Here is a 22949-nt window from a genome sequence, read left to right on the forward strand (position 1 = left end):
GGAGGACTTGTGCCCGAGTCGCAGGCGGCCCGCTCCCTGGTGGAGGAGGCCACGAAGAAGTCGGGGCTCGTCTGGGTGCGGGGCACCGAACGTGCGAGGCCTGTGTGGCACGTGTGGCTCGACGGCGCCGCGTACCTGGTCGGCGACGGCCCGGGCGAGCAGCCGCTGCCGTCCGGCCTTGTGGACGGCGCGAGCGCCGAGGTCACCGTCCCGAGCAAGGACAAGCGCGGGCGTGTCGTGTCCTGGACGGCCGAGGTCGGCGAGCTCGCGCCGGGCTCACCGCAGTGGGCGGCCGCGGTCGCCGAGCTCAGGGGCAAGCGCCTGAACGCGCCGGACGGCGAGGCGATGGCGGACCGCTGGGCCCGCGAGTGCCGGGTGCTGCGCCTGACGGTGCGGCAGGCGTCGACGGACCTGCCGGACGCGTCGCTCGCCGCGCGCCCCGCCGCCACGCCGGCGACGACGCGCGGCCCGCTCCCCGGCTTCCTCGCGCGGCGCCGCCGCGGACGCAGGGGTTGACGCCGGGCCGGACGCCGCCCGGGCCAGACCGCGGCTCGAGCAAGCACGGCCCGGGCCGGCAAGCGGCTCAAGCCGGGCGGCGCCTGTGCCAAGCGCGACCCAGGCCAGGCAAGGCGACGCCCGGGCCGAACGGCAAGCCCAAGCCAGGCGCGCGCCCGCGCCAGGCGACAGCCCAAACGCGCACGGCCCGTGCCAAGCAAGGCGACGCCCGAGCCGAACCGCAGGCCCAAGCCAGGCGGCGCACCCGGGCCAGGCGACAACCCAAACGCGCACAGCCCATGCCAAGCAAAGCGACGCCCGAGCCGAACCGCAGGCCCAAGCCAGGCGCACGCCCGGGCCAGGCGACAACCCAAACGCGCACAGCCCATGCCAAGCAAAGCGACGCCCGAGCCGAACGGCCGGCTCAAGTCAGGCCCGCACGCCCGGGCCGAGCGCGACCCGTGCAAAGCGCGGCTCAGGACGTGCGCAGGGCCTCGCTCACGTGTGCGGGATCTTGCTGCCGTAGTCCACGAGCTGGTCCTTGGACGGCGGCTTCAGCGCGACCGCCTTGCCCCAGTCCTTGAGCGTCACTGTCCCCGCTCCGCCGGCCCGCACGAGCCGCAGCGGGTAGGGCTTGCCCCGCAGGGAGACGTCCAGCGTGCCGCCCTTCCCGTCGTCGCCGCCCGTGACCTCGATGGTCTTCACGCCGTCCAGGGTCTTCCTGTCGCCCTTGGCGGGCGTGCCGCCGAGCGCGAGCAGGCCGTCGAGCAGCGCCCGCATGTCCGTGAAGCCGCGCAGCCGCTTGTACGACGGGTCGTCGGCGGGGACCTTGACGTACTTGCCGCCCAGCTTGTCCGCGACCGCGGGGCTCGTTCCGTCCGCCGCCTGGTGCCAGAACGCGTCCGAGCCCTTGAGGTAGAGCGCGTCGCCCACGCGCAGCAGCGTGAAGGTGGTCTTGTGCGAGGCGACCGACCCCGTCGCGCCGTTCTCGGTGAGCCGCATGTCCAGCGTGTACGTCTGACCGCTCGTGACGAGCTTCCCCGAGACCCGTACCGCCGTCGCCCCGTCCACCGCCGTCCGCGCCTTCCGCTCGATCCCACGCGCCGACAGCTTCCCCACACCGTTCGTGCCGGCGTCGGGGTCCCCGCACCCGGCCACCGCCCCCGCCAGCGCGGCGCAGAGCGCGGCGCAGGCCACGAGTCGGCTGGAACGGCGGTGCGGGAGGGTCACGGACACACAGGCCTCTTCACGTGTGGGGGGTACGGCAGATCGCAGGCTACCGGTGGTGCGAGCGGCCGCGTTCCGCGCGTCGACGGGGGTCACCCCCTTCCGCCGGGGCGCGCGGGGCGCCTACGGGCTAGCCTGATCACGACGCGGGCGACGGCATCGAGGAGGCGCGCGACATGGCCGGAGGCGCCCCCAGGATCTTCGTGTCCCACCTCGCGGGCGTACCCGTGTTCGACCCGCAGGGCGATCCGGTCGGCCGGGTGCGGGACCTGGTCGCCATGCTGCGCGTCGGCGGCATGCCGCCGCGCCTCGTCGGCCTCGTCGTGGAGGTGGCCAGCAGGCGGCGGATCTTCCTGCCGATGACCCGCGTCACGGACATCGCGTCCGGTCAGATCATCAGCACCGGTGTCGTGAACGTGCGCCGGTTCGAGCAGCGGCCCACGGAGCGGCTGATCTTCGGCGAGATGCTGGATCGGCGGGTACGGATGGTGGAGGACGGCGCCGAGGTCACCGTCCTCGACGTGGCGGTGCAGCAGTTGCCCGCGCGGCGCGACTGGGAGGTCGCCAAGGTGTTCGTGCGCCGCGGTGGCCGCGCCGGCGCGCTGCGGCGGCGCAAGGACGCGTTCACGGCCGACTGGTCCGACGTCACCGGCTTCTTCCTCGAAGAGGAGGGCCAGGGCGCGGAGAACCTCGTCGCGACGTTCGAGACGCTGCGGCCCGTCGAACTCGCCAACGTGCTGCACAACCTGACGGAGAAGCGGCGCGCCGAGGTGGCCGCGGTCCTCGACGACGACCGCCTCGCGGACGTGCTGGAGGAGCTGCCGGACGACGACCAGGTGGAGATCCTCGGCAAGCTGGAGGACGAGCGCGCCGCCGACGTCCTGGAGGCGATGGACCCGGACGACGCCGCCGACCTGCTGTCCGAGCTGCCGGAGGACGACAAGGAGCGGCTGCTCGCGCTGATGCAGCCGCGCGACGCCGCCGACGTGCGGCGGCTGCTGTCGTACGAGGAGCGCACCGCGGGCGGCCTGATGACGACGGAGCCCATCGTGCTGCGGCCCGACGCGACGGTCGCCGACGCACTCGCGCGCGTACGGGTGCGTGACCTGTCGCCCGCGCTGGCCGCGCAGGTGTACGTGTGCCGGCCGCCGGAGGACACGCCGACGGGCATGTACCTGGGGACGATCCACTTCCAGCGGCTGCTGCGCGAGCCGCCGTTCACGATGGTCGGGTCCGTCGTGGACAGCGATCTGCCGCCGCTGGCGCCCGACACGCCGCTGCCCGCCGTGACCAGCCATCTCGCCGCGTACAACATGGTGTCGGCCGCGGTGGTGGACGCCGGGGGTTCGCTCCTCGGCGCGGTCACGGTGGACGACGTGCTCGACCACCTGCTGCCCGACGACTGGCGGGAGTCCGGCTTCCACGGCATGGAGGGGGCTGCGGCGCGTGGCGAGTGACCAGCGCGGGGACGGGGCCGGCGGCGCACCGCGCCCGCACGGCGCGACGGCGGTGCGCGGCAAGGGCGGCGGCAGGCGCGAGGCGCGCAGGCGCCTGCGCGACGGCCGGCGGCGCGACCCGGGCGAGAGCCGTTCGCGGGTGCGTCTTGACCAGCCGAGGGCCCAGCGGCGCAGGCTGCTGCCCGAGTACGACCCGGAGGCCTTCGGCCGGCTGTCGGAGCGGGTGGCGCGGTTCCTCGGCACGGGCCGCTTCATCGTCTGGATGACGCTGGTCATCATCGTGTGGGTGGTGTGGAACGTCGCGGCGCCCGTGGGCCTGAGGTTCGACCAGTACCCGTTCATCTTCCTGACGCTGACGCTCTCGCTCCAGGCTTCGTACGCGGCGCCGCTGATCCTGCTCGCGCAGAACAGGCAGGACGACCGCGACCGCGTCACCAGGGAGCAGGAGCGCAAGCAGGACGAGCGGTCGATCGCGGACACGGAGTACCTCACGCGCGAGATCGCGGCGCTGCGCATCGGCCTCGGGGAGGTCGCGACCCGCGACTGGATCAGGTCGGAGCTGGAGGATCTCGTGCGGGAACTGGACGACCGGCGTGACGGCAGGCGCGAGGACATTCGCGACGACCGGCGGCTGAACGGGGCGGCCAGGGACCACACCGGCCGGGAGCGCTGAGCGGCCTCCCGCGCGGGCTTTCGAGGCGGCCCCGAGGCGGCGCGCACCGCGCGGCCGTGACGGCAGTCTCAACGGCGGCTCGGCGCTTCCCGTGGAGGGTGCGGGGCGCCGTACCATCTCGGTATGGCTACCGACACGTACGGAACCACCGTCCCCGCGCAGGACGCGGTGCGCGAGGCGCTTGCGACGGTGAACGACCCCGAGATCCACCGGCCGATCACCGATCTCGGCATGGTCAAATCGGTGGAGATCGCGGACGACGGCGCGGTGGCCGTGGCGGTGTACCTGACGGTCTCCGGATGCCCGCTGCGCGACACCATCACCCGCGAGGTCACCGAGGCCGTGAGCCGGGTGGACGGCGTCACGTCGGTCTCGGTCGAGCTCGACGTGATGAGCGACGAGCAGCGCCGTGAGCTCGCGGCGTCACTGCGCGGCGGCCAGGCGGAGCGCGAGGTCCCGTTCGCGCAGCCGGGGTCGCTGACGCGCGTGTACGCGGTCGCCTCGGGCAAGGGCGGCGTCGGCAAATCGTCGGTGACGGTGAACCTGGCGGCGGCGATGGCCGCTGACGGCCTCAAGGTCGGCGTCGTCGACGCGGACATCTACGGGCACAGCGTGCCGCGGATGCTCGGCGCGGAGGGGCGGCCCACGCAGGTCGAGAACATGATCATGCCGCCGTCGGCCAACGGCGTGAAGGTCATCTCCATCGGGATGTTCACGCCGGGCAACGCGCCGGTCGTGTGGCGCGGCCCCATGCTGCACCGCGCGCTGCAGCAGTTCCTCGCCGACGTGTACTGGGGCGACCTGGACGTGCTGCTGCTCGACCTGCCGCCCGGCACGGGCGACATCGCCATCTCGGTGGCGCAGCTCGTGCCGAACGCGGAGATCCTCGTCGTCACGACGCCTCAGCAGGCGGCGGCCGAGGTCGCCGAGCGCGCCGGGTCGATCGCCGTGCAGACGCACCAGAAGATCGTGGGCGTCGTCGAGAACATGGCGGGGCTGCCGTGCCCGCACTGCGGCGAGATGCTGGACGTGTTCGGCACGGGCGGCGGCAAGCTGGTCGCCGAGGGGCTCACGCGCACGACGGGCGCCGAGGTGCCGGTGCTGGGCGCGATCCCGATCGACGTGCGGCTGCGGGAGGGCGGCGACGACGGCAGGCCCGTGGTCCTCACCGACCCGGAGTCCCCGGCGGGTGCGGCGCTGCGCTCCATCGCGGACCGCCTGGGCGAGCGCAAGCGCGGGCTGTCCGGTCTGTCTCTGGGCATCACGCCGCGCAACAAGTTCTGACGCGGTGGCGGGCGCGGCCGCGCGCTGGGCCGCGCGAGGCCGTGCCCGGCAGACCGTCAGACCTGGGCGTCCTCGGCCTCGGCCTGAGCCCGTGCCACGCCCGGGTCAGCGGGCTCGGTCCCGGCCGCGTTCCGGTCCTGGGGCTCGTAGGTCCTGATGTCCTCGATGCGCGCGAAGCCGAGGCCGTACGCGCTCATGCCGCGCCCGTACGCGCCGAGGTGCACGCCGTGGGTGGATCCCGCGAGCACCCAGCCGTACTCCGACTCGCGGTAGCGGAAGGGTGTCGGCACGCCGTCGACCGGCAGCGACAGGACGGTCCACTCCGGGCTCTCCAGGTCGTCCGCGAGTTCGAAGGCGGTCTCCGTCTGCTGGGTCAGCCAGTCGTCGCGCAGGGTGTGGTCGAGCTGGCCCGGCCAGGTGCACGACAGCAGGCCGGAGCCCGCGAGCCACGCGGCGGAGGACGCGGTCGTCGCGTCCAGCCGGCCCGTGCCGTCCCCGCTGCCCCGTGCGGGGCTCGCCGCGACAGTGATCACGACGACGAAGCGCTGCCTGTCCTCGCCGCTGTCGTCGCCGCCGGTGGACGCGGCGGCGGGCACCGCTACCGACTCGGGCCTGACCGCGGGCTCTCCGCCGTGCCGCACCGCCCCGTGCTGCACCGTGCCGTCCGCGGCGGCTACGGCCTGCATGAGGCTGCGCGGTCCCGTGTACGCGGCGTCGAGGCCGTACCAGGGGAAGCCCGCTCTGAGGTACCCGTCGACGGGTCTCGACGGTTCCAGCGTGTCCCGCTCCTCAGCCTCGTCAGCGACCTGCTGGGTCGCCGCCTGACTGGTCGTCTCCATCGGTCCGGCCCGCCTCCTCGATCTGCCCTGGGTCCGGGGACTCACACCTGCCGGACAGTTGGAGGATAGCCATCCCGCCCCCGCGGGGCGGGACAGGCGGTGCTCAGGTGGCGTCCGAGTCGAACGGCGGGTGGTCGCCGCCGTCCGGCTCCTCACGCTTTTTGAGCAGGTCGGGGGTGGTGGAGGCGGCCGCGGAGCCGTTGGCGGAGGCGATCGGCGCGGCCGCGGCAGCCGTGTCGCGGCCGTGCACGGCGTCCGCTACCTCGGCCATCTCCTTCTTCATCTCGGAGACGCCGAAGTCCTTCTTCATGTCGGCGACATCGGAGATCTCCTTGCGCAGGTCGAGGCTGCTGCGGATCTCCTTGAAGTCGTCGTTCTCCAGGATCTGCTTGCGCACGAACGTCTTCGGGTTGAGGTCCTCGAACTCGAAGTCCTTGAACTCGGGGCCCAGCTCCGACCTGATGTCCTCTTTCGCGTTCTCCGAGAACTCGCGGACCTTGCGGATGAGCCGCGCGCCGTCCTGGATGACCTTCGGCAGCTTGTCGGGACCGAAAACGATCACGGCGAGGATCACGAGAGCGAGGATCTCCAGTGGGCCAATGTCGTTGAACACCTAGCAGCTCCTTGTGCTCTCCGTGCCGGCGGGAACGGGTCGGTCCGTCCTGGTCCGCGGTGGGGTCAAGGTCCGGGCCGTTACACGGTACCCGCACCCACCGTCCCGGCGGTACCCTCCCCGGCGCGGTCAGCCGGACCCGGACAGCGGGCCCGGCCCACCCGAAAGGCCGATCGGGGCCATGGAGCCGTTCATCGTCCGCAGGGCGCCGGCGGCGGCCGCGAGGGGGGCCGGCGGGGCGCTGTTGACCGCGTCGGCGGGGAACGCGGGCGTACCGAAGGCGAGGCTCGGGACGGACGGCGCGGCGTAAGGCAGCGACGCGAAGGACGGGGCCGCGAACGTACGCGACGACAGCGCGGCGTGCACCGGCAGGTTCCGCGCCTGGAGCGTGCCCGGGGCGGCCGCGGACCGCGCCGACGTACCGGCACCGGGCAGCTGTCCGCCGCCGAAGCCCTGGCGGCGGCCGGCCTCGGCGGCCGTGGACGATCCGGCCACGCGCAGCGGGACGACGTTGTTGCGGGCCGCCGCGCCGGGGCCCGACGCGGCGGGGAGCGACCCGCCGAGCGCGATCGCCGCGAGGGAGACGGCACCGGCTGCCGCGAACGCGAACCGGCGCGCACGCCAGGGCGAGCGCTCCGACTCCCGCTTGCCGACCTCGTGGATCGGGAAGACCGAGGCGCCGTGCGCGCCGGCGTACCGGAAGGTGTCCATGTGCGGGCCGTGGCCGTCGGGGGCGTCGAACACGCCGTGGCCGAACGAGTCATGCCCGCCGTCGCCGAGGAGTCCGCGGCCGAAGGGGCCGCGCTTGTCGTCGTCGTCACGCGAGGACGTGCATCCGCCGCCCGGCAGGCTCTGCAGCCGCGCGAGCAGCCCCGCGGACGGGGGCGGCGGCGCCACCTCGGCGAAGACGCTCTTCAGCCTGCGCTGGCAGTCCGCCTCGGTCTTGCAACGGGCGCACGTCGCCAGGTGCGCGAGTACGCGCTCGCGCTCGTCGTGGTCGAGCTCACCGTCCACAAGGGCGGCAAGCCGGTCCCCCAGGTGGTGTTCCGAGGGGGTCGGGCCCAAGGCGCTCACGCCGTTCCGCCCTCCCCGGCCACGCTGACGCCTGCCACCCCCACGAAGGAGCGGTGCTCGGCGCGTGCTTCGGGGGAACGGTGCTTGAGTGCCTTGCGCAGGTGCGAGCGGCCGCGGTGGATCCTGCTGCGTACCGTGCCGAGCTTCACGCCGAGCGTGGCCGCGATCTCCTCGTACGAGAGCCCCTCGATGTCGCAGAGCACGACCGCCGCGCGGAACTCGGGCGCGAGCGTGTCGAGCGCCTGCTGCACGTCCGCGTCGAAGTGCGTGTCGTGGAAGGCCTGCTGCGGGGACGGCTCGCGGCTCGCGAGACGCTCGGCCGCGTCGTCGCCGAGCGCGTCGAAGCGGATGCGCTGCTTGCGGCGGACCATGTCGAGGAAGAGGTTGGTCGTGATGCGGTGGAGCCAGCCCTCGAACGTGCCGGGCGTGTACGTGGACAGCGAGCGGAAGACGCGGACGAAGACCTCCTGGGTCAGGTCCTCCGCGTCGTGCTGGTTGCCCGTGAGGCGGTAGGCGAGGCGGTAGACGCGTCCGCTGTGCGTGCTGACGATCTCCTCCCAGCTGGGAGGCGTCCACGCCTGCGACTCCGCATCCGATGCGAAGGTCGCGGTGACCGCGGAGTCGGTGGAGCGGGAACGGTCAGCAGTGTCGGTCACGGATTTCGGCTCACCTGCCGACCCGAGGAAGCGCCGAAGCACTCCCGTCCGATCCACAGTCGCGGCCGCACCTCCCCTGTCGGCTCTGGTGGTGTCCAGTAGAGCCCCTACCATAACCACCTCGCCCGTCAGCTCCGGATAAGAATCTTTACGCGAATTTGGATCCGGGCCGATTCCCCCGTCGTGCCCTTACCCCCGCTCAACGTCCGGTGCCATCGGCGGGTTCCCGCCCCCAGCGGATACAGTCACGGTTGCGCCGACACCGGGGGACAAGGAGAGGGTCATTACCGCCAACCGGCAGACGAGCTGGGCGTTCGCCGACGCCTTTGTCGCCGAGGACGATCCACTTCGCTGGGCCCGCGAGCGGGCCAGGGAGAGTGGGCTCCGCTCGGTGTCGCCAGGCACCGGCGCCGCGCTGCGGCTGCTCGCCGCCGCGGCGGACGCGAAGGCCGTCGCCGAGATCGGCACGGGCACCGGCGTATCCGGCATCCACCTGCTGCGGGGCATGCGCCCCGACGGCGTGCTGACCACCGTGGACGTGGAACCCGAGCGGCAGCAGTTCGCCCGGCAGGCGTTCCGTGCCGCGGGCTTCACGGGCAACAGGGCACGCTTCATCCCCGGCCATGCGCTCGACGTGCTGCCGAGGCTCGCCGACGGCGGCTACGACATCGTCTTCTGCGACGGCGACCGGCTGGAGTCCCTGGAGTACCTGGCTGAATCGTTGCGCCTGCTGCGACCTGGAGGTCTCGTGTGCTTCGAGGGCGTCTTCGCCTCGGGCCGCACGGTCGACTCGGCGGTCCAGCCCACCGAGGTGCTCAGAGTGAGGGAGCTGCTGAGGGCGGTGCGGGAGAGCGACGAGCTGCTGCCTTCGCTGCTACCCGTGGGCGACGGCCTGCTGTGCGCCGTGCGCAGGGGCCCTTCGGGGGGCTGAGGGAGGGCCGTCAGCGGGGCGTGTACCGGTCCGGGCGCAGTACTGCCCCGGTACGGACCGCGTTCGTCCGTACCGGGGCAGCGACGGTTTCCGTCGGGGTGACCCCCGGGGCGAAGGCTGGAGGGACGGTGGCGATGGCCGTCCTACTCAGCCGACGACCTTCTTCAGCGCGTCGCCGAGAGCGTCCGCCTCGTCCGGGGTCAGCTCGACCACAAGCCGACCACCGCCTTCGAGCGGAACCCGCATGACGATGCCCCGCCCCTCCTTGGTCACCTCGAGCGGGCCGTCGCCCGTCCGCGGCTTCATGGCCGCCATGCTCGTTCCCCTTCCTGAAACCAGCTCGTCGCAGCCGGCGGCCCCGTGGCAGGCGCTGTGACACCGGCATCGAACACAATGCTTCCTGCGCATTATCCCGCATCGCACGACCCGATGACCAACATCGGACGGCATCGCTTGCGCAACGCGTTCGCGCAAAACCCCCCAATTCGGCGATCTGCCTGCGATACTTCGCCGCCCTGGCACACCACCGCGCCCCCGCGGTCCGTCATGCTGGTGCCCGCACGAGGGAAGACGAGCCCACGAAAGGACCCGGAACATGGCGGACACGGTGCTGTACGAGGTGCGCGACGGCCTCGCGACGATCACCCTCAACCGTCCTGAGGCGATGAACGCTCTGGACGTGGCGACGAAGGTGGCGCTCAGGGACTCGCTGCGGGAGGCGGCCGACGACACCGCCGTGCGGGCCGTGCTGCTGACCGCCGCGGGCGACCGCGCCTTCTGCGTGGGCCAGGACCTCAAGGAGCACGTCGCGCTGCTCGCCGAGGCCAAGGCGGCGGGGTCCACCGACACCATGCGCACGGTGCGCGAGCACTACAACCCCATCGCGCGTGCCATCACGGCCATGCCGAAGCCGGTGGTGGCGGGCGTGAACGGCGTGGCCGCCGGTGCGGGCATGGGGTTCGCGCTGGCCGCCGACTACCGGGTCGTCGCGGAGACCGCGAGCTTCAACACCTCGTTCGCGGGGGTCGCGCTGTCCGCCGACTCCGGCCTGTCCTGGACGCTGCCGCGCATGATCGGCCAGGGCCGCGCCGCCGACCTGCTGCTCTTCCCGCGGACCGTGCGGGCGCAGGAGGCGTATGAGCTCGGCATGGTCAACCGCCTCGTGCCGGCGGCCGACCTGGCGGGCGAGGCCGCGGCCGTGGCCCGCGCGCTGGCGGAGGGGCCGACCGTGGCGTACGCGGCGATCAAGGAGTCGCTCGCGTACGGCACCGACCACTCGCTGGACGAGGCGCTGGAGAAGGAGGACGAGGGGCAGTCGAGGGCGGGCTCGTCCGAGGACCACGGGCTGGCCGTCGAGGCGTTCCTGGCGAAGGAGAAGCCGCGCTACCTGGGCCGCTGAGCCCTTCGCCACATCACCGTCGGGTCACCGCGGGGCGGTGACGTCCGAGAAGGCGCAGGCCGCCAGGTGGTCGTTGACCAGGCCGCACGCCTGCATCAGCGCGTAGGCGGTCGTGGGCCCCACGAAGCGGATGCCGCGCTTCTTCAGCGCCTTGGACAGCGCCGTGGACTCGGCCGTCACGGCCGGGACGTCCGCCGTCGTCACCGGCAGCGGGCGCCCGGCCGGGTCCTGCGCATAGGACCAGATGAGCTCGGTGAGCTCGCCCGGCTGCCACGCGGCGAGCGTCTTCGCGTTGGCCATCGTGGCGTCGACCTTGAGGCGGTTGCGGATGATGCCGGGATCGGCGAGCAGCCGCTCGCGGTCCTGCTCCGTGAACGCGGCGACCCGCGCGATCCCGAATCCGGCGAAGGCCGCGCGGAAGGTCTCGCGGCGGCGCAGGATCGTGATCCAGGACAGGCCGGACTGGAACGCCTCAAGGCTGAGCCGCTCGAACAGCGCGTCGTCGCCGCGGACCGGGCGGCCCCACTCGGTGTCGTGGTACGCCACGTAGTCCTCGGCGGACAGGCCCCAGGGGCAGCGCGGGAGCCCGTCGGGGCCGGCCGCGGCGGGGGAACCCGCGCTCATCGGCCGCCCCCCTCCTGCTCCTGCCCGTGACCGGGCTCCTGGCCCGGCTGGTAGCCGGGCGGGGACCACGGCGGCGGGTCCTGCCGGTGGCCGGGCCACGCCTCCTGCGCGCCGTAGCCCTGCGCCCCGTAGCCCCGTGCGTCGTACCCCTGCGTGCCGTAGCCCGGCGTGCCGTAGCCCGGCGTGCCCTGGCCGCCCTGGACCGCGTGACCGCCCTGGCCGGGGCCGCCGGGGCCTGCGGCTGCCCCCGGGTGCGCGCCGGGCCCCGCGGCCGCGCCCGCGCGCGCCCCGGCGAGGCCGGCCTCAAGCTCGGCGATGCGCGCGTCGCGCTCGGCGAGCTCGGCGCCGAGGCGGCTGAGCACGTCGTCGACGTCGGCCATGCGGTAGCCGCGGACGGCGACGGGCAGCCGCACCGCGTCGATGTCGGCGCGGCTGACCGGGCGCGTCTCGGGCAGCGGGTCGATCAGGCGCTGCGGCGCGGTCTCCGGCAGGACGGTGCGGTCGCCCCCGCCCACGACGGCCATCGTGACCGCGGCGACCACCACGACCATCGCGATGAGCAAGAACCAGAACACGCGCTTCTCCCCGGTGCCGAAGCCGAACTACGTCAGACCGATCGTGCCACGCCCCACTGACACCGCCGACGCGCCCGGCCCCTATCGGCCCGCGCATGGGGCTCGCCCCAGGGATTGGCCAGGACCGGGCTGCCGCATACGGCGGAGCGAGCGAGGCTCCGTGGGTGACGGCTTCCACCTCGCTCGGCGGACCGGACCGCCGTACCGGGGGACGGCCGCATCCCTGGGGCCCCACACCCCGCAGAGGCCTGGCCGCCCGGCCGGACGCACGCGTGCGACGCATGCACGAGACCGCCGGGGCCCGGAGCCGGTCTCCGGGGGCAGCAGGCACGGGCGCGGACACCGGTGCGTACGAAGGCGGCCGGGCGGGTCAGGCTCCGCTGCCGGACGGTATGGCCGGGCGGCCCTGCACGGCGCCGGGGCGGGCCGCCGGTCACCGGTGGGTGCCGAGCGGGGCTCGCCCCAGGCGTTGGCCGGGACCGGGCCGGGCGCATGGCGTGTGCCTGCGGTGGCCGCGTCCTGGGAGCACCGCTCCCCGCTGGGACCTGGCGGCCCGGGCCGGGCGCACGCGTGCGGCCGGCACGAGACGGCGGGGGCCGACAGTCGCTGGACGGGCCCGCGTCCATTGCGGGTGCCGCGGGCCCACCGCACCCCGTCAGGCGCTGGACGGCCCGCGTCCGTCGCAGATGTCGCCGGCCGTCGCGCCGGCAGGGCCCGGCCGCCGGGACAGCCGCACGCGTGCGGCACGTGCACGGGAGTGCGGGCTCCGGCGCGCTACAGGCGGTCCGTGCCCGCTTCCTTGCTGACCAGGGCGACGGCCTCTTCCACGTCGTCCGTGAGGTGGAAGAGCAGCATGTCCTTCTCGGCGGCCTTGCCCTGGGCCACCACCGTGTTCCGCAGCCAGTCGACGAGCCCGCCCCAGTACTCCGTGCCGAACAGCACGATCGGGAAGCGCGTCACCTTGCGCGTCTGTACCAGCGTGAGCGCCTCGAACAGCTCGTCCATGGTGCCGAGGCCGCCGGGCAGCACGACGAAGCCCTGGGCGTACTTCACGAACATCGTCTTGCGGACGAAGAAGTACCGAAAATTGATGCCCATGTCGACGTAGGGGTTGAGCCCCTGTTCGAAGGGCAGCTCGATGCCGAGGCCCACGGACACCCCGCCCGCCTCGCTCGCGCCCTTGTTCGCGGCCTCCATCGCGCCCGGCCCGCCGCCCGTGATCACGGCGAAGCCGGCCTCCACGAGCGCCTTGCCGATGCGCGTGCCCGCGTCGTACTCCGGGGAGTCGACGGGCGTGCGTGCGGAGCCGAAGACGCTGATCGCGCTCGGCAGTTCCGCGAGGGCGCCGAAGCCCTCCACGAACTCGGACTGGATGCGCATGACCCGCCACGGGTCGGTGTGCACCCACTCGGAGTCACCCCCCGTGTCCAGGAGCCTCTGGTCCGTGGTGCCGGCCTGCACCTGGCCGCCCCGCCGGAGCACGGGCCCGAGCCGCTGCTCCCCCGACTGCGCCGGTCTCGTGGGATCGTCCATGAGCCGCCCCTTTCGTACTTTGCTGATGTTCTGTCCTCGTTCCTGTTGTTCTCTGCTTATCGGCGGAAAATCGCGTGTTTACACACAGTTGCCGACCGTTCCGTACGGTTCCGGCCGACTTCCGCTCTCCTCGCCAGCCTAAGGGCACGAACATGACGAACGGCGAAATTCCGGCCGTCGGTACGGCGCATGACACGTCACTCAGGACGTGAGCCAGCCGCGCAGCCGCTCCTCGCAGTGGGCGATGCGCTCCACCGCGACCCTCTCGTCGGCCTTGTGGGCGAGGAGCGCGTCGCCCGGCCCGTAGTTCACCGCGGGCACGCCGAGCGCGCCGAAGCGCGAGACGTCCGTCCAGCCGAACTTGGGCTGCGCCGTGCCGCCGACCGCGGCCATGAACGCGGCGGCCGCCGGGTGCGAGAGGCCGGGCAGGGCGGCGCCCGAGTGGTCGTCCACGACGAAGTCGGCGACGCCGCAGTCCGCGAACACCTCGCGCACGTGCGCCACCGCCTCGTCGGCGCTGCGGTCGGGCGCGTAGCGGTAGTTGACGGTGACGGTGCACGCGTCGGGGATGACGTTGCCCGCGACGCCGCCCTCGACGCGTACCGCGTTCAGCCCCTCGCGGAACGTGAGCCCGTCGACGACCGGCTGCCGCGGCTCGTAGGCGGCGAGGCGCGCCAGGATCGGGGCGGCGGCGTGGACGGCGTTGGACCCCATCCAGCTGCGCGCGGAGTGTGCCCGCTCCCCCGTGGTCGTGAGCTTGACCCGCAGGGTGCCCTGGCAGCCGCCCTCGACCTGCGCGTCGGTCGGTTCGAGCAGGACGGCGAAGTCGCCCGCCAGCCAGTCGGGGTGCGCGTCGGCGACGTGTCCGAGTCCATTGAGGTGGCCGGCGACCTCCTCGTTGTCGTAGAAGACGAACGTGAGGTCGCGGTTGGGTTCGGGGACGGTGGCGGCGATGCGCAGCTGCACCGCGACGCCCGACTTCATGTCGGTGGTGCCGCACCCCCACAGCACGCCGTCCGCGTCGAGCCTTGAGGGCAGGTTGTCCGCGACGGGGACCGTGTCGATGTGGCCGGCGAGCACGACGCGCTCGGCGCGGCCCAGCCGCGTGCGGGCCACGACGTTGTTGCCGTGCCGGTCCACACGCAGGTGCGGCAGTGTGCGCAGCGACTGCTCGACGGCGTCGGCGAGCACCTCCTCGGAGCCGCTGACCGAGGGCAGGTCGACGAGGCGTGCGGTGAGCGTGGCGGCGTCGAGTGTGAGGTCGAGCTTGTCGGACATGGAGTGACACTAACGTGCCCCGGTGCGGGGCCCGAAGCGCGTGGTCCGCGGGGCCGCCCGGCTGTCCACAGGCGGTTTTCCACAGGGGCGGTGCCGGGGGCCGCACTCCGCTACGGTGACCCTCGTGTCCGAGACCTCCAAGCGATCACGTGGCGGCCGCTTCCTGCGCTGGGCAGCGGCGTTCGCCGTGCTGACCGGTGTCGCCTCGTACGCCGGTGTGCAGTACGTCACCGGCGGCGGCAGCGCTCCCACGTCGTGCACGGTCCACGCCTCGAAGGCCCCTGCCGGCGGTGGGGAGGCCGCCAGTTACGAGCTGTCGCCCGAGCAGGCGGCCAACGCGGCGACGATCTCCGCGGTCGGGATCACGCGCGGCATGCCGGAGCGCGCGGTCACGATCGCGCTGGCGACGGCGATACAGGAGTCGGGGCTGCGCAACCTGCGCCAGGGGGACCGGGATTCGGTCGGCCTGTTCCAGCAGCGCCCTTCCGCGGGCTGGGGCACGCGGCAGCAGATCCTCGACCCCGTCTACGCCTCGAAGCAGTTCTACACGCGCCTCGCGAAGATCCACGGCTACGGTCAACTGCCGTTGACGGTCGCGGCGCAGCGGGTGCAGCACAGCGGCTTCCCCGGGGCGTACGCGAAGCACGAGGCGGACGCGTCGCTGCTCGCGGCGGCGTTCACGGGCCAGGCGCCCGCGGTGCTCACGTGCCCGGGTCCCGTCGACCGCAAGCCGGGGGACCCCGCGAAGGTGCGCGCGGCGCTCGTGGAGGCGTTCGGCCCCGAGGTGCTGCCGTCGAAGCCGAAGACGGCGCCGGCGGGCAGCGGCACGTCCACCGGTAGCGGCAAGGCCGCCTCCGGCACGGCGGCGGTCGCGGCCTCCGCGCCGCCGCACCATGGCGTGGCGGACGCGCGCACGGCGGACGCGGCCGCCGGCGAGCTGTCCGTCCCGGTGCGGGCGCTGCCGGGCTCGGGCGGCGGTACGCACGGCGAGATGGCGGCGGCGGCGACCGAGCAGCGCGGCTGGGAGCTCGCGCACTGGGCCGTGGCGCAGGCCGGGGTGCTGCGCCTGGAGCGCGTCGCGTACGCGGGCCGGGTGTGGAGCGCGCAGGACGCGGGCGCGGGGTGGCAGCGCGTCGACAAGTCCGGTAATCCGGACGACACTTCCACGTCCGAGGTCACGATCGCGTTCGGCCGGTAGTTCGGACCGTCACTCGCACGGTGCGCGCCCGGCACACTCGCGGGGCACTTTCCCGAAGATCGCCCACGAGCGGCCCCATCGCCCCGATGCCCTTGCGGCGCCCGGGGAGTGACGGTTCGCCAGCCGGGTGCGGAAGCTGATCCTTTGCCGTTTTCGTCCGACTCCGACAATACGACGCATTGCCGATTCTTTACGTTGGCCCGCCGCAACCTCCCCCGCCCTCCGAGCGGTTGTCACGGCGTCAGACCGGCGCCCGACACGAAGGCGCCCGCCGACCCGGCGGGGCCCCCGGACGCCGCTCAACCGTCGAAGGAGCATCATGTCCCTCCCCATGACCCGCCGCATCGCCCGCGCCGCGCTGCTCGTCGCCGCCGGCGCGGCCGCCCCTGTCGTCGCCGCGGGCGCCGCCAATGCCGCGTCGCTGCCGGGGGCCACCGACCTGGGAGCGGTCTCCTCGCTCGACGGCGCCAACGTCGGCAACACCCTCGACAGGGGCGCCCAGCAGGCCACCGACATGGCGGGCCAGACCGGCGGCCACATCGTCGGCACGGCGGTCCCCGCCGCCGGCAGGACCGTCGGATCCGCGGGCAAGACCGTCGCCCCGGCCGCTCAGAAGGTGGCCGGCGACACCGCGGGCACGGCCGGCACGATGCTCGGCGACACCGCCAAGAACAACCAGCTGCCGAGCCTCCCGCTGGGCGGCTGAGTCCGGTCAGCCGTGCAGGCGCTTGACGGCCGCCTCCACCCGCTCGTCGGTGGCCGTCAGCGCCACGCGCACGTGCCGGGCGCCCGCCTGGCCGTAGAAGTCACCGGGCGCCACGAGGATGCCGCGCCGCGCGAGGTGGCCGACGGTGTCCCAGCAGTCCTCGTCGCGCGTCGACCACAGGTAGAGCCCCGCCTCGCTGTGCTCGACGCGGAAGCCGTCCGCCTCGAGCGCCGCGCGCAGCGGCCCGCGCCTCGCGGCGTACCTGGCGCGCTGCTCGGCCACGTGGGCGTCGTCGCCGAGCGCGGCGACGGTGGCCGCCTGGACCGGGGCCGGCACCATCATCCCGCCGTGCTTGCGCACCTGGAGCAGTTCTCCGAGCACCTCGGGGTCGCCCGCGAGGAAGGCCGAGCGGTACCCGGCGAGGTTGGAGCGCTTGGAGAGCGAGTGGACGGCGACGAGCCCCTCGTACGAGCCGCCGCAGACGTCGGGGTGGAGCACCGAGACGGGCTCGTGGCCCTCCCAGCCGAGCTCCAGGTAGCACTCGTCGCTGAGGACCAGCACGCCGTGCTCGCGCGCCCAGGCGACGATCCTGACGAGCTCGTCCTTCGCGAGTACGGCGCCCGTCGGGTTCGACGGGGAGTTGAGCCACAGCACCCTGAGCCCTGCCGGGTCGAGCTCCGTCGGGTCGTCGTACGGCGCGAGGCCCGCGCCGGCCAGGCGCGCGCCGACCTCGTACGTCGGGTAGGCGAGGCGCGGGTAGGCCACCCGGTCGCCCGCCCCGAGCGCGAGCTGGACGGGCGCCCAGGCGACGAACTCCTTCGAGCCGACGACCGGCAGCACGCCCCGGTGCGTGAGCCCGCGCGCGCCGAGCCGCCGCCGCGCCCAGCCGGTGAGCGCGTCACGCAGCGCCGCCGTGCCCCACACGGTGGGATAGCCGGGCGAGTCCGCCGCGCCGGCCAGCGCCTGCCTGACGACCGCGGGGACCGGGTCGACCGGGGTGCCGACGGACAGGTCCACGAGCCCGTCCGGATGGGCCCTCGCGGTCTCCTCGTACGGCTTCAGCTTGTCCCACGGGAAGACCGGCAGTGACTGCGACAGGGGTGCGCGCACGCTACTCACTCACTCTCTCGTACGCCTCGGTCCCGCACGGCGACGGCCGTGCGGGACCGGGGTACGGCAACCGGGTACGGCGATACGCCGAATGCCGAATAACGCCGTGTCAGCCGTTCTGCGGCGGCAGTGCGGCGATCAGCGGGTGGTCCCGCTCGATCAGCCCGAGCTTCGAGGCACCACCGGGCGAGCCGAGTTCGTCGAAGAACTCGACATTCGCCTTGTAGTAGTCCTTCCACTCGTCCGGGGTGTCGTCCTCGTAGAAGATCGCCTCGACCGGGCAGACCGGCTCACAGGCACCACAGTCGACGCATTCGTCCGGGTGGATGTACAAGGACCGTGAGCCCTCGTAGATGCAGTCGACCGGGCACTCCTCGATGCACGCCTTGTCCTTCACGTCGACACAAGGCTGCGCGATGACGTAGGTCACGCTGTCGTTCCTCCTCCATAGGGCGCGGCGGGCCGATCTGCGGCTCCGTCCACGGGCGCGCGGGAGCGCGGCGTCGTCGATGCCCGCACCTAGTATCTCCGTTCCCGGGCACGATCCGAACAGGAGGGGCGGTCAGAGCCATGGAAATCACCGGCGGGGGGCGTCTTGTCGTCCGAATCACCCCTTCCGATCTGGGCAAACGGGTATCAGTCAGACGACTGACCGGCGGGTCGGGCAGTGCGCCCGAGTTCACCGACACGGTCGGCGTTCTCACATCGTGGAACGACGGCGTGATGCTGATCACACGGAGGACGGGCGAGGTCGTCTCGCTCGACGACTCCACGCTGGTCGCGGGCAAGGTCGTGCCCGACGCGCCGGCCCGCAGGCGCGGCCCGGCGGCCACGCGCACGGAGCTCATCGAGGCGGGCGCGCGCGCCTGGCAGCCCGTGGAGTCGGAGCGTCTGGGCACCTGGCGGCTGCGCGCCGCCGCGGGGTTCACCCGGCGCGCGAACTCGGCCCTGGCCACGGGCGATCCCGGCATGCCGCTCGCCGAGGCGCTGGACGGGGTGCGCCGCTGGTACGGGGCTCGGGGCCTGACACCGTACGTGCAGTTGCAGGCGGAGTCGCCCGACGGGCAGGAACGGCTGGGCGCGCAGCTTGCCTCCCTCGGCTGGCGACCGGAGGGCGCCACGGAGGTGTGGACGGGCTCTCTCGCGCGCGTCGGCGACCTGGCGGCCGACACCGGCCGCGTCGTGCTCGGCCGCTCGCCCGACGGCGAGTGGCTGCGCCGCTACCACCGCGCGGGCGAGGGCGCCGGGGAGCATGTACTGCACGTGGTGAGCAGCGGCCCCTCGACCTGGTTCGCGACCGTCCCTGGCGACGGGGACGGCGACGGCGGTGAAGGCCCGGCGGCGATCGGGCGGTGCGTGGCCGACGGCAGGTGGGCCGGGTTCATGGCCGTCGAGGTCGCTCCCGCGCACCGGCGCAAGGGGCTCGCACGCGCCGTGATGGCGTCGCTCGCGCGGCGCGCGCTGGACGAGGGCGCCTCGGCGGCCTGGCTCCAGGTGGAGGAGGACAACGCGCCGGCCCGCGCCCTGTACACGGGCATGGGGTTCACCGCGCACCACGGATACCGCTACTTCCGCGCGGCGCCCTCCGATCCCGCGCCCTCCGATCCCGCGCCCGGCGGGACGGCCTGATGACCGGGGAGGAGCGGCGCCGCGAGTTCGCGCGCGAGGCGCGCGAGGCCCGCCCGGATGTGGCCGTCCTGTGCCTGTTGATCGGTGCGGAGGCCGTGGGCGCTGCCGGCGAGGCCGGTGAGGCGGGCGACGCGCTGGCCGACGAGGCGCAGGTGGAACTCGACCGGCTGGCCGGCCTGCTGCCGTTCGGGGCGAGGAGCCCGCAGGACTGGGCACGCGCGGTGGCCGACCTGCTGGGCGGGCGCTGCGGTTTCCACGGCGGGGCCGCCGACTACCGCCGGCTCGAGTCGTCGCTGCTGCACGAGGTGGTGCGGCGCAGGCGGGGGCTGCCGATCATGCTGTCGGTGGTGTGGACGGAGGTGGCGCGGCGCGCGGGTGCGCCCGTCTACGGCGTGGCGCTGCCCGGGCACTTCGTGGTCGGGTTCGGCCCGCCGGATCGCCAGGTGCTTGCCGACCCGTTCGCCGGGGGCGCGCTGCTCTCGGCGGGGGACGCGGCCGCGCTGGTCGCGGGCACCGCCGGGGAGGAGCTGAGCCCCGAGATGCTGCTGCCCGCCGACCCGCTCGACATCGTCAGGCGTGTCCTGAACAACATCAGGGCGTGGGCGTCGGATCGTCCCGAGCGCGGCGATGTGGCGCTGTGGGCGGTGGAGTTGGCCATGCTGCTGCCCTCGCACCCGGCGCGGCTGCGCTACGAGCACGGCCGGCTGCTGGTGGAGCGCGGTGACTACCTGCGCGGTGCCGCCGAATTCGAGGAGTACGCGGACGTCGTGGCGGCCGTGGAACCGTCGACGGCGCACGCGATCCGCCATCGCGCCCGCGCGGCCCGCGCGATGCTCAACTGAGCAGCCCAGCCGCACCGGGACCGCGCCGTACCGGACAGCCGCGCCCGTGGTCGGCGGGCGTGCCGCGCCGCGCGCCTGAGCGCACGGCGCGGCACGCGCGGTCCGGAAGGCCCCCCGCACGTTCCGGAGCGGTCTCCAGGTTTTCACCGCGCCGCGGCGGCGTCCATTCGTACAATTGCGTACCCACCGAGGGGATCGAGGGGGGTCATGGGTGAGCCAACGGCCTCTGGCGCCCTGTCGGCGCGTGACGACGCGCGCATGCTCGATCTCACGGCCCAGGTCCTGCTCGCCGACGACCCCGAGGAGGTCTGGGCGCGGGTCGGCCGGGAGATCATGTCGGCGCTGCCCGGCACGGCGGTGCTCTGCAAGGACGACGACTGGACGGCGACGACCGGCCGCGTCCTGGCCTGGCCCGTGGCACGGCGGCCGACGGCCGCTCAGCTGGCCTGCATCCGCGGCGGCTACCCGTTCGCGGACGCCGGACAGGCGATCCCGGACGGCCGGCCGCTGCTCGCGAGCGGTGTCGCGGGCCGCGGCCCGTGGGACGAGAGCGAGATGCGCGAGGTGACCCGGGCGCTGTTCGGCACGCAGGACGTGCTGGCGCTGAGGTACGACGGCGGCGGCCCAGGGCCGGTGCGCGGGATGCTCGTGCACTGCTCCGAGCCGGGCGGCAGCGTGCGGGAGCGCGCGTACGTGGCGCGGATGCACCCGCTGCTGCGCGGCATGGACAGCCATGTGCGCCTGCTGCGGCGCTGCCGGCCCGCGCCGGCGGTGCGTGCCGGCGCGGGCGGGTACGGGCTCACCCCGCGGGAGACGGCCGTGCTCGTGCTGCTGGCCGAGGCGCTGCCCGCCGCGGCCATCGGCCGCCGGCTGTGCGTCTCGGTGCGCACGGTCCACAAGCACACGGAGAACATCTACCGCAAGCTCGGCACGCGCGACCGGCTGGCGACGGTGCTGCGCGCCCAGGCGGCCGGGCTGCTGCCCGCGTTGCCTGCATCCGGGCGTATCTGAGCCGGGGTCCGGCGCGAACAGCCGAGGAGAAAATGCGGTTTGCATCCATATGGGGTGTATTGGGGTTCAAGAGATCTTGGGCCCGAAGAGGAGGCACCCCATGCGAGGAGCCACGCACGCCAAGTGGGCGGCCGGCGCGGTCGCCGTAGCCCTCACGGCGACGGCCTGCGGCGGGGGCGGCGGCGGAAGCAGCAGCGGGAGCGGTGGTGCGAACGGAATCGTGAGTGCCTCGTGGGGCGACCCGCAGAACCCCCTGGAGCCGGCGAACACCAACGAGGTCCAGGGCGGCAAGGTCCTCGACATGATCTTCCGCGGCCTCAAGCGGTACAACCCCAAGACGGCCAAGGCGGAGAACTGGCTCGCCCAGTCGATCACGACGAAGGACTCGCAGAACTTCAAGGTCACCGTGAAGAAGGGGTGGACCTTCTCCAACGGCGAGAAGATCACCGCCAAGTCGTTCGTCGACGCCTGGAACTACGGCGCGTACCTGAAGAACAACCAGGTGAACGCGTCGTTCTTCCAGTACATCGACGGGTACAAGGCGGTGCACCCGGCCACGGGCACGCCCACCGCGAAGACCATGTCAGGGCTGAAGGTCACCGGCCCGCAGACCTTCACCGTCCGGCTGTCGCAGAAGTTCTCCATGTGGCCCGACACCCTCGGCTACGCGGCCTTCTCCCCGCTGCCCAGCGTCTTCTTCACCGACCACGCCAAGTGGCTGTCCAAGCCCATCGGCGACGGCCCGTACACCATCAGCAGCTACACCAAGGGCTCGCAGATGAAGCTGCGGAAGTGGAAGAACTACCCGGGCCCCGACAAGGCGAAGAACGGCGGCGTCGACCTGAAGGTCTACACCGACAACAACACGGCGTACACGGACCTGACGGCGGGCAACCTCGACCTGGTCGACGACATCCCCGCCTCGCAGCTCAAGAACGTCAAGTCGGACCTGGGCGGCCGGTACCTCAACACCCCGGCCGGCATCATCCAGACCATCGCGTTCCCCTTCTACGACAAGAGCTGGAACAACAAGAACGGGGCGAAGCTGCGCACCGGCATCTCGATGGCCATCAACCGCGCGCAGATCACCAAGACGATCTTCAACAACACGCGTACTCCCGCCACCGACTGGACCTCGCCCGTGCTCGGCACCGCGGGCGGCTACCAGCACGGGCTGTGCGGCAAGGCGTGCGTGTACAACCCGGCCGAGGCGCGCAAGCTGGTCAAGGAGGCCGGCGGCATCCCTGGCGGCCGGATGACGATCACGTACAACGCCGACACCGGTTCCCACAAGGAGTGGGTCGACGCCACCTGCAACAGCATCAACAACGTGCTGCACAACAACAAGGCGTGCGTCGGCGCCCCTGTGGGCACCTTCGCCGACTTCCGCAGCCGCATCACGCAGCACAAGATGACCGGCCCCTTCCGGGCCGGCTGGCAGATGGACTACCCGCTCATCCAGGACTTCCTGCAGCCGCTGTACTACACCGACGCCTCCTCGAACGACGGCAAGTTCTCCAGCCCGAAGTTCGACAAGCTGGTCAACCAGGCCAACGCGGAGACGAACAGGACGCAGGCGGTCAAGCTGTTCCAGCAGGCCGAGGGTGTCGTGCGCGACCAGATGGCGGCCATCCCGCTCTGGTACCAGAACGGCAGCGCGGGCTACTCGGACCAAGTCTCGAACGTCGAGCTGAACCCGTTCAGCGTCCCCGTGTACGGCGACATCAAGGTCAAGTGACGCCGCACCGCCCACGGCCCGGCGCGGTCCACCGCGCCGGGCCCGCGTACCCGCCGC

The 22949-nt window shown here is 73.2% G+C and carries 23 protein-coding genes and 1 pseudogene; 12 read left to right on the top strand and 12 right to left on the bottom strand.

From position 1 onward, the window contains the following. The first annotated feature begins 9 nt into the window (after nt 1-9). Entirely contained in the window at nt 10-516 is a 507-nt protein-coding gene (locus IH48_RS0131530) for a hypothetical protein (protein ID WP_030912494.1), read from the top strand. 477 nt (nt 517-993) lie between these two features. On the opposite strand, the gene IH48_RS0131535 is transcribed toward IH48_RS0131530, so the two are convergent. Then, on the bottom strand, nt 994-1731 hold the full coding sequence (locus tag IH48_RS0131535) for a hypothetical protein (RefSeq protein ID WP_030912495.1): 738 nt from the start codon (nt 1729-1731) through the stop codon (nt 994-996). A gap of 167 nt (nt 1732-1898) precedes the next feature. Between IH48_RS0131535 and IH48_RS0131540 the strand changes: the two genes are divergently transcribed. From IH48_RS0131540 to IH48_RS0131550, 3 genes are all read left to right on the top strand, one after another. Then, nucleotides 1899-3179 (top strand): magnesium transporter MgtE N-terminal domain-containing protein, encoded by a 1281-nt coding sequence (locus tag IH48_RS0131540; protein WP_030912496.1) that lies wholly within the window; start codon nt 1899-1901, stop codon nt 3177-3179. 94 nt (nt 3180-3273) lie between these two features. Further along, the gene (locus tag IH48_RS0131545; protein WP_051840957.1) at nt 3274-3852 is read left to right on the top strand and encodes a DUF1003 domain-containing protein; all 579 of its coding nucleotides are present in this window, start codon (nt 3274-3276) and stop codon (nt 3850-3852) included. 123 nt (nt 3853-3975) lie between these two features. Next, a complete protein-coding gene (locus IH48_RS0131550) occupies nt 3976-5136 on the top strand; it encodes an Mrp/NBP35 family ATP-binding protein (protein ID WP_030912502.1) in 1161 nt (386 codons plus the stop codon). A gap of 56 nt (nt 5137-5192) precedes the next feature. Here the strand turns inward: IH48_RS0131550 and IH48_RS0131555 are convergent, their stop codons facing one another. The 4 genes from IH48_RS0131555 to sigE form a co-directional block, all read right to left on the bottom strand. Next, nucleotides 5193-5975, bottom strand: a complete 783-nt coding sequence (locus IH48_RS0131555; protein ID WP_234434457.1) for a hypothetical protein — start codon at nt 5973-5975, stop codon at nt 5193-5195. 103 nt (nt 5976-6078) lie between these two features. Continuing rightward, nucleotides 6079-6588, bottom strand: coding sequence for a sec-independent translocase (locus tag IH48_RS0131560; RefSeq protein ID WP_030912504.1), 510 nt, complete (start codon nt 6586-6588; stop codon nt 6079-6081). 129 nt (nt 6589-6717) lie between these two features. Further along, the gene (locus IH48_RS36430; protein WP_078850185.1) at nt 6718-7662 is read right to left on the bottom strand and encodes an anti-sigma factor family protein; all 945 of its coding nucleotides are present in this window, start codon (nt 7660-7662) and stop codon (nt 6718-6720) included. After that, the gene (gene sigE, locus IH48_RS0131570) at nt 7659-8432 is read right to left on the bottom strand and encodes an RNA polymerase sigma factor SigE (protein ID WP_199810044.1); all 774 of its coding nucleotides are present in this window, start codon (nt 8430-8432) and stop codon (nt 7659-7661) included. The genes IH48_RS36430 and sigE overlap by 4 nt, the downstream gene beginning before the upstream one ends. Before the next feature lie 100 nt (nt 8433-8532). Between sigE and IH48_RS0131575 the strand changes: the two genes are divergently transcribed. Next, a complete protein-coding gene (locus tag IH48_RS0131575; protein ID WP_078850187.1) occupies nt 8533-9249 on the top strand; it encodes an O-methyltransferase in 717 nt (238 codons plus the stop codon). 147 nt (nt 9250-9396) lie between these two features. Here the strand turns inward: IH48_RS0131575 and IH48_RS36020 are convergent, their stop codons facing one another. Beyond that, nucleotides 9397-9564 (bottom strand): DUF3117 domain-containing protein, encoded by a 168-nt coding sequence (locus IH48_RS36020; protein WP_003966491.1) that lies wholly within the window; start codon nt 9562-9564, stop codon nt 9397-9399. Nucleotides 9565-9844: 280 nt separating this feature from the next. Between IH48_RS36020 and IH48_RS0131585 the strand changes: the two genes are divergently transcribed. Beyond that, a complete protein-coding gene (locus IH48_RS0131585; RefSeq protein ID WP_030912513.1) occupies nt 9845-10648 on the top strand; it encodes an enoyl-CoA hydratase/isomerase family protein in 804 nt (267 codons plus the stop codon). A gap of 24 nt (nt 10649-10672) precedes the next feature. Here the strand turns inward: IH48_RS0131585 and IH48_RS0131590 are convergent, their stop codons facing one another. The 4 genes and pseudogenes from IH48_RS0131590 to dapE all read right to left on the bottom strand — a co-directional run bounded on the left by IH48_RS0131590 (nt 10673) and on the right by dapE (nt 14658). Beyond that, entirely contained in the window at nt 10673-11272 is a 600-nt protein-coding gene (locus IH48_RS0131590) for a DNA-3-methyladenine glycosylase I (RefSeq protein ID WP_030912516.1), read from the bottom strand. A gap of 194 nt (nt 11273-11466) precedes the next feature. Further along, a pseudogene (locus IH48_RS37560) lies at nt 11467-11847 on the bottom strand (DivIVA domain-containing protein); the annotation flags it as partial. 774 nt (nt 11848-12621) lie between these two features. Continuing rightward, nucleotides 12622-13380 (bottom strand): TIGR00730 family Rossman fold protein, encoded by a 759-nt coding sequence (locus tag IH48_RS0131600; RefSeq protein ID WP_030912523.1) that lies wholly within the window; start codon nt 13378-13380, stop codon nt 12622-12624. Nucleotides 13381-13581: 201 nt separating this feature from the next. Then, nucleotides 13582-14658, bottom strand: a complete 1077-nt coding sequence (dapE, locus tag IH48_RS0131605) for a succinyl-diaminopimelate desuccinylase (RefSeq protein ID WP_030912525.1) — start codon at nt 14656-14658, stop codon at nt 13582-13584. A gap of 124 nt (nt 14659-14782) precedes the next feature. Between dapE and IH48_RS0131610 the strand changes: the two genes are divergently transcribed. Together IH48_RS0131610 and IH48_RS0131615 are read left to right on the top strand one after the other, a co-directional pair. Beyond that, entirely contained in the window at nt 14783-15856 is a 1074-nt protein-coding gene (locus IH48_RS0131610) for a hypothetical protein (RefSeq protein WP_037843837.1), read from the top strand. Nucleotides 15857-16175: 319 nt separating this feature from the next. Further along, nucleotides 16176-16562, top strand: a complete 387-nt coding sequence (locus tag IH48_RS0131615) for a hypothetical protein (RefSeq protein WP_030912540.1) — start codon at nt 16176-16178, stop codon at nt 16560-16562. Between the two features lie 6 nt (nt 16563-16568). On the opposite strand, the gene dapC is transcribed toward IH48_RS0131615, so the two are convergent. Continuing rightward, nucleotides 16569-17672 (bottom strand): succinyldiaminopimelate transaminase, encoded by a 1104-nt coding sequence (dapC, locus tag IH48_RS0131620; protein ID WP_037843840.1) that lies wholly within the window; start codon nt 17670-17672, stop codon nt 16569-16571. A 109-nt stretch (nt 17673-17781) separates the two neighbouring features. Beyond that, nucleotides 17782-18102: a ferredoxin gene (fdxA, locus tag IH48_RS0131625; protein WP_030912546.1), complete on the bottom strand. Its 321-nt coding sequence runs from the start codon at nt 18100-18102 to the stop codon at nt 17782-17784. A gap of 140 nt (nt 18103-18242) precedes the next feature. Between fdxA and IH48_RS0131630 the strand changes: the two genes are divergently transcribed. The 4 genes from IH48_RS0131630 to IH48_RS0131645 all read left to right on the top strand — a co-directional run bounded on the left by IH48_RS0131630 (nt 18243) and on the right by IH48_RS0131645 (nt 22892). Then, nucleotides 18243-19301 (top strand): GNAT family N-acetyltransferase, encoded by a 1059-nt coding sequence (locus IH48_RS0131630; RefSeq protein ID WP_051840955.1) that lies wholly within the window; start codon nt 18243-18245, stop codon nt 19299-19301. After that, nucleotides 19301-20143, top strand: coding sequence for a transglutaminase-like domain-containing protein (locus tag IH48_RS0131635; protein WP_030912552.1), 843 nt, complete (start codon nt 19301-19303; stop codon nt 20141-20143). Before IH48_RS0131630 ends, IH48_RS0131635 begins: the two co-directional genes overlap by 1 nt. 207 nt (nt 20144-20350) lie before the next feature. After that, on the top strand, nt 20351-21154 hold the full coding sequence (locus IH48_RS0131640) for a helix-turn-helix transcriptional regulator (protein ID WP_030912554.1): 804 nt from the start codon (nt 20351-20353) through the stop codon (nt 21152-21154). Nucleotides 21155-21254: 100 nt separating this feature from the next. Then, the gene (locus IH48_RS0131645) at nt 21255-22892 is read left to right on the top strand and encodes a peptide ABC transporter substrate-binding protein (RefSeq protein WP_030912557.1); all 1638 of its coding nucleotides are present in this window, start codon (nt 21255-21257) and stop codon (nt 22890-22892) included. Nucleotides 22893-22949 lie beyond the last annotated feature (57 nt).

It is taken from the genome of Streptomyces sp. NRRL F-5126, from assembly GCF_000721265.1.
GTDB lineage: Bacteria > Actinomycetota > Actinomycetes > Streptomycetales > Streptomycetaceae > Streptomyces.

Coding starts and splice junctions, on each gene's coding strand:
- IH48_RS0131540 (WP_030912496.1), top strand. CDS start 1,899: ATGGCCGGAGGCGCCCCCAGGATCTTCGTGTCCCACCTCGCGGGCGTA.
- IH48_RS0131550 (WP_030912502.1), top strand. CDS start 3,976: ATGGCTACCGACACGTACGGAACCACCGTCCCCGCGCAGGACGCGGTG.
- IH48_RS0131555 (WP_234434457.1), bottom strand. CDS start 5,975: ATGGAGACGACCAGTCAGGCGGCGACCCAGCAGGTCGCTGACGAGGCT.
- sigE (WP_199810044.1), bottom strand. CDS start 8,432: ATGGTAGGGGCTCTACTGGACACCACCAGAGCCGACAGGGGAGGTGCG.
- IH48_RS36020 (WP_003966491.1), bottom strand. CDS start 9,564: ATGGCGGCCATGAAGCCGCGGACGGGCGACGGCCCGCTCGAGGTGACC.
- IH48_RS0131585 (WP_030912513.1), top strand. CDS start 9,845: ATGGCGGACACGGTGCTGTACGAGGTGCGCGACGGCCTCGCGACGATC.
- IH48_RS0131590 (WP_030912516.1), bottom strand. CDS start 11,272: ATGAGCGCGGGTTCCCCCGCCGCGGCCGGCCCCGACGGGCTCCCGCGC.
- IH48_RS0131600 (WP_030912523.1), bottom strand. CDS start 13,380: ATGGACGATCCCACGAGACCGGCGCAGTCGGGGGAGCAGCGGCTCGGG.
- dapE (WP_030912525.1), bottom strand. CDS start 14,658: ATGTCCGACAAGCTCGACCTCACACTCGACGCCGCCACGCTCACCGCA.
- IH48_RS0131615 (WP_030912540.1), top strand. CDS start 16,176: ATGTCCCTCCCCATGACCCGCCGCATCGCCCGCGCCGCGCTGCTCGTC.
- IH48_RS0131630 (WP_051840955.1), top strand. CDS start 18,243: ATGGAAATCACCGGCGGGGGGCGTCTTGTCGTCCGAATCACCCCTTCC.
- IH48_RS0131635 (WP_030912552.1), top strand. CDS start 19,301: ATGACCGGGGAGGAGCGGCGCCGCGAGTTCGCGCGCGAGGCGCGCGAG.
- IH48_RS0131640 (WP_030912554.1), top strand. CDS start 20,351: ATGGGTGAGCCAACGGCCTCTGGCGCCCTGTCGGCGCGTGACGACGCG.
- IH48_RS0131645 (WP_030912557.1), top strand. CDS start 21,255: ATGCGAGGAGCCACGCACGCCAAGTGGGCGGCCGGCGCGGTCGCCGTA.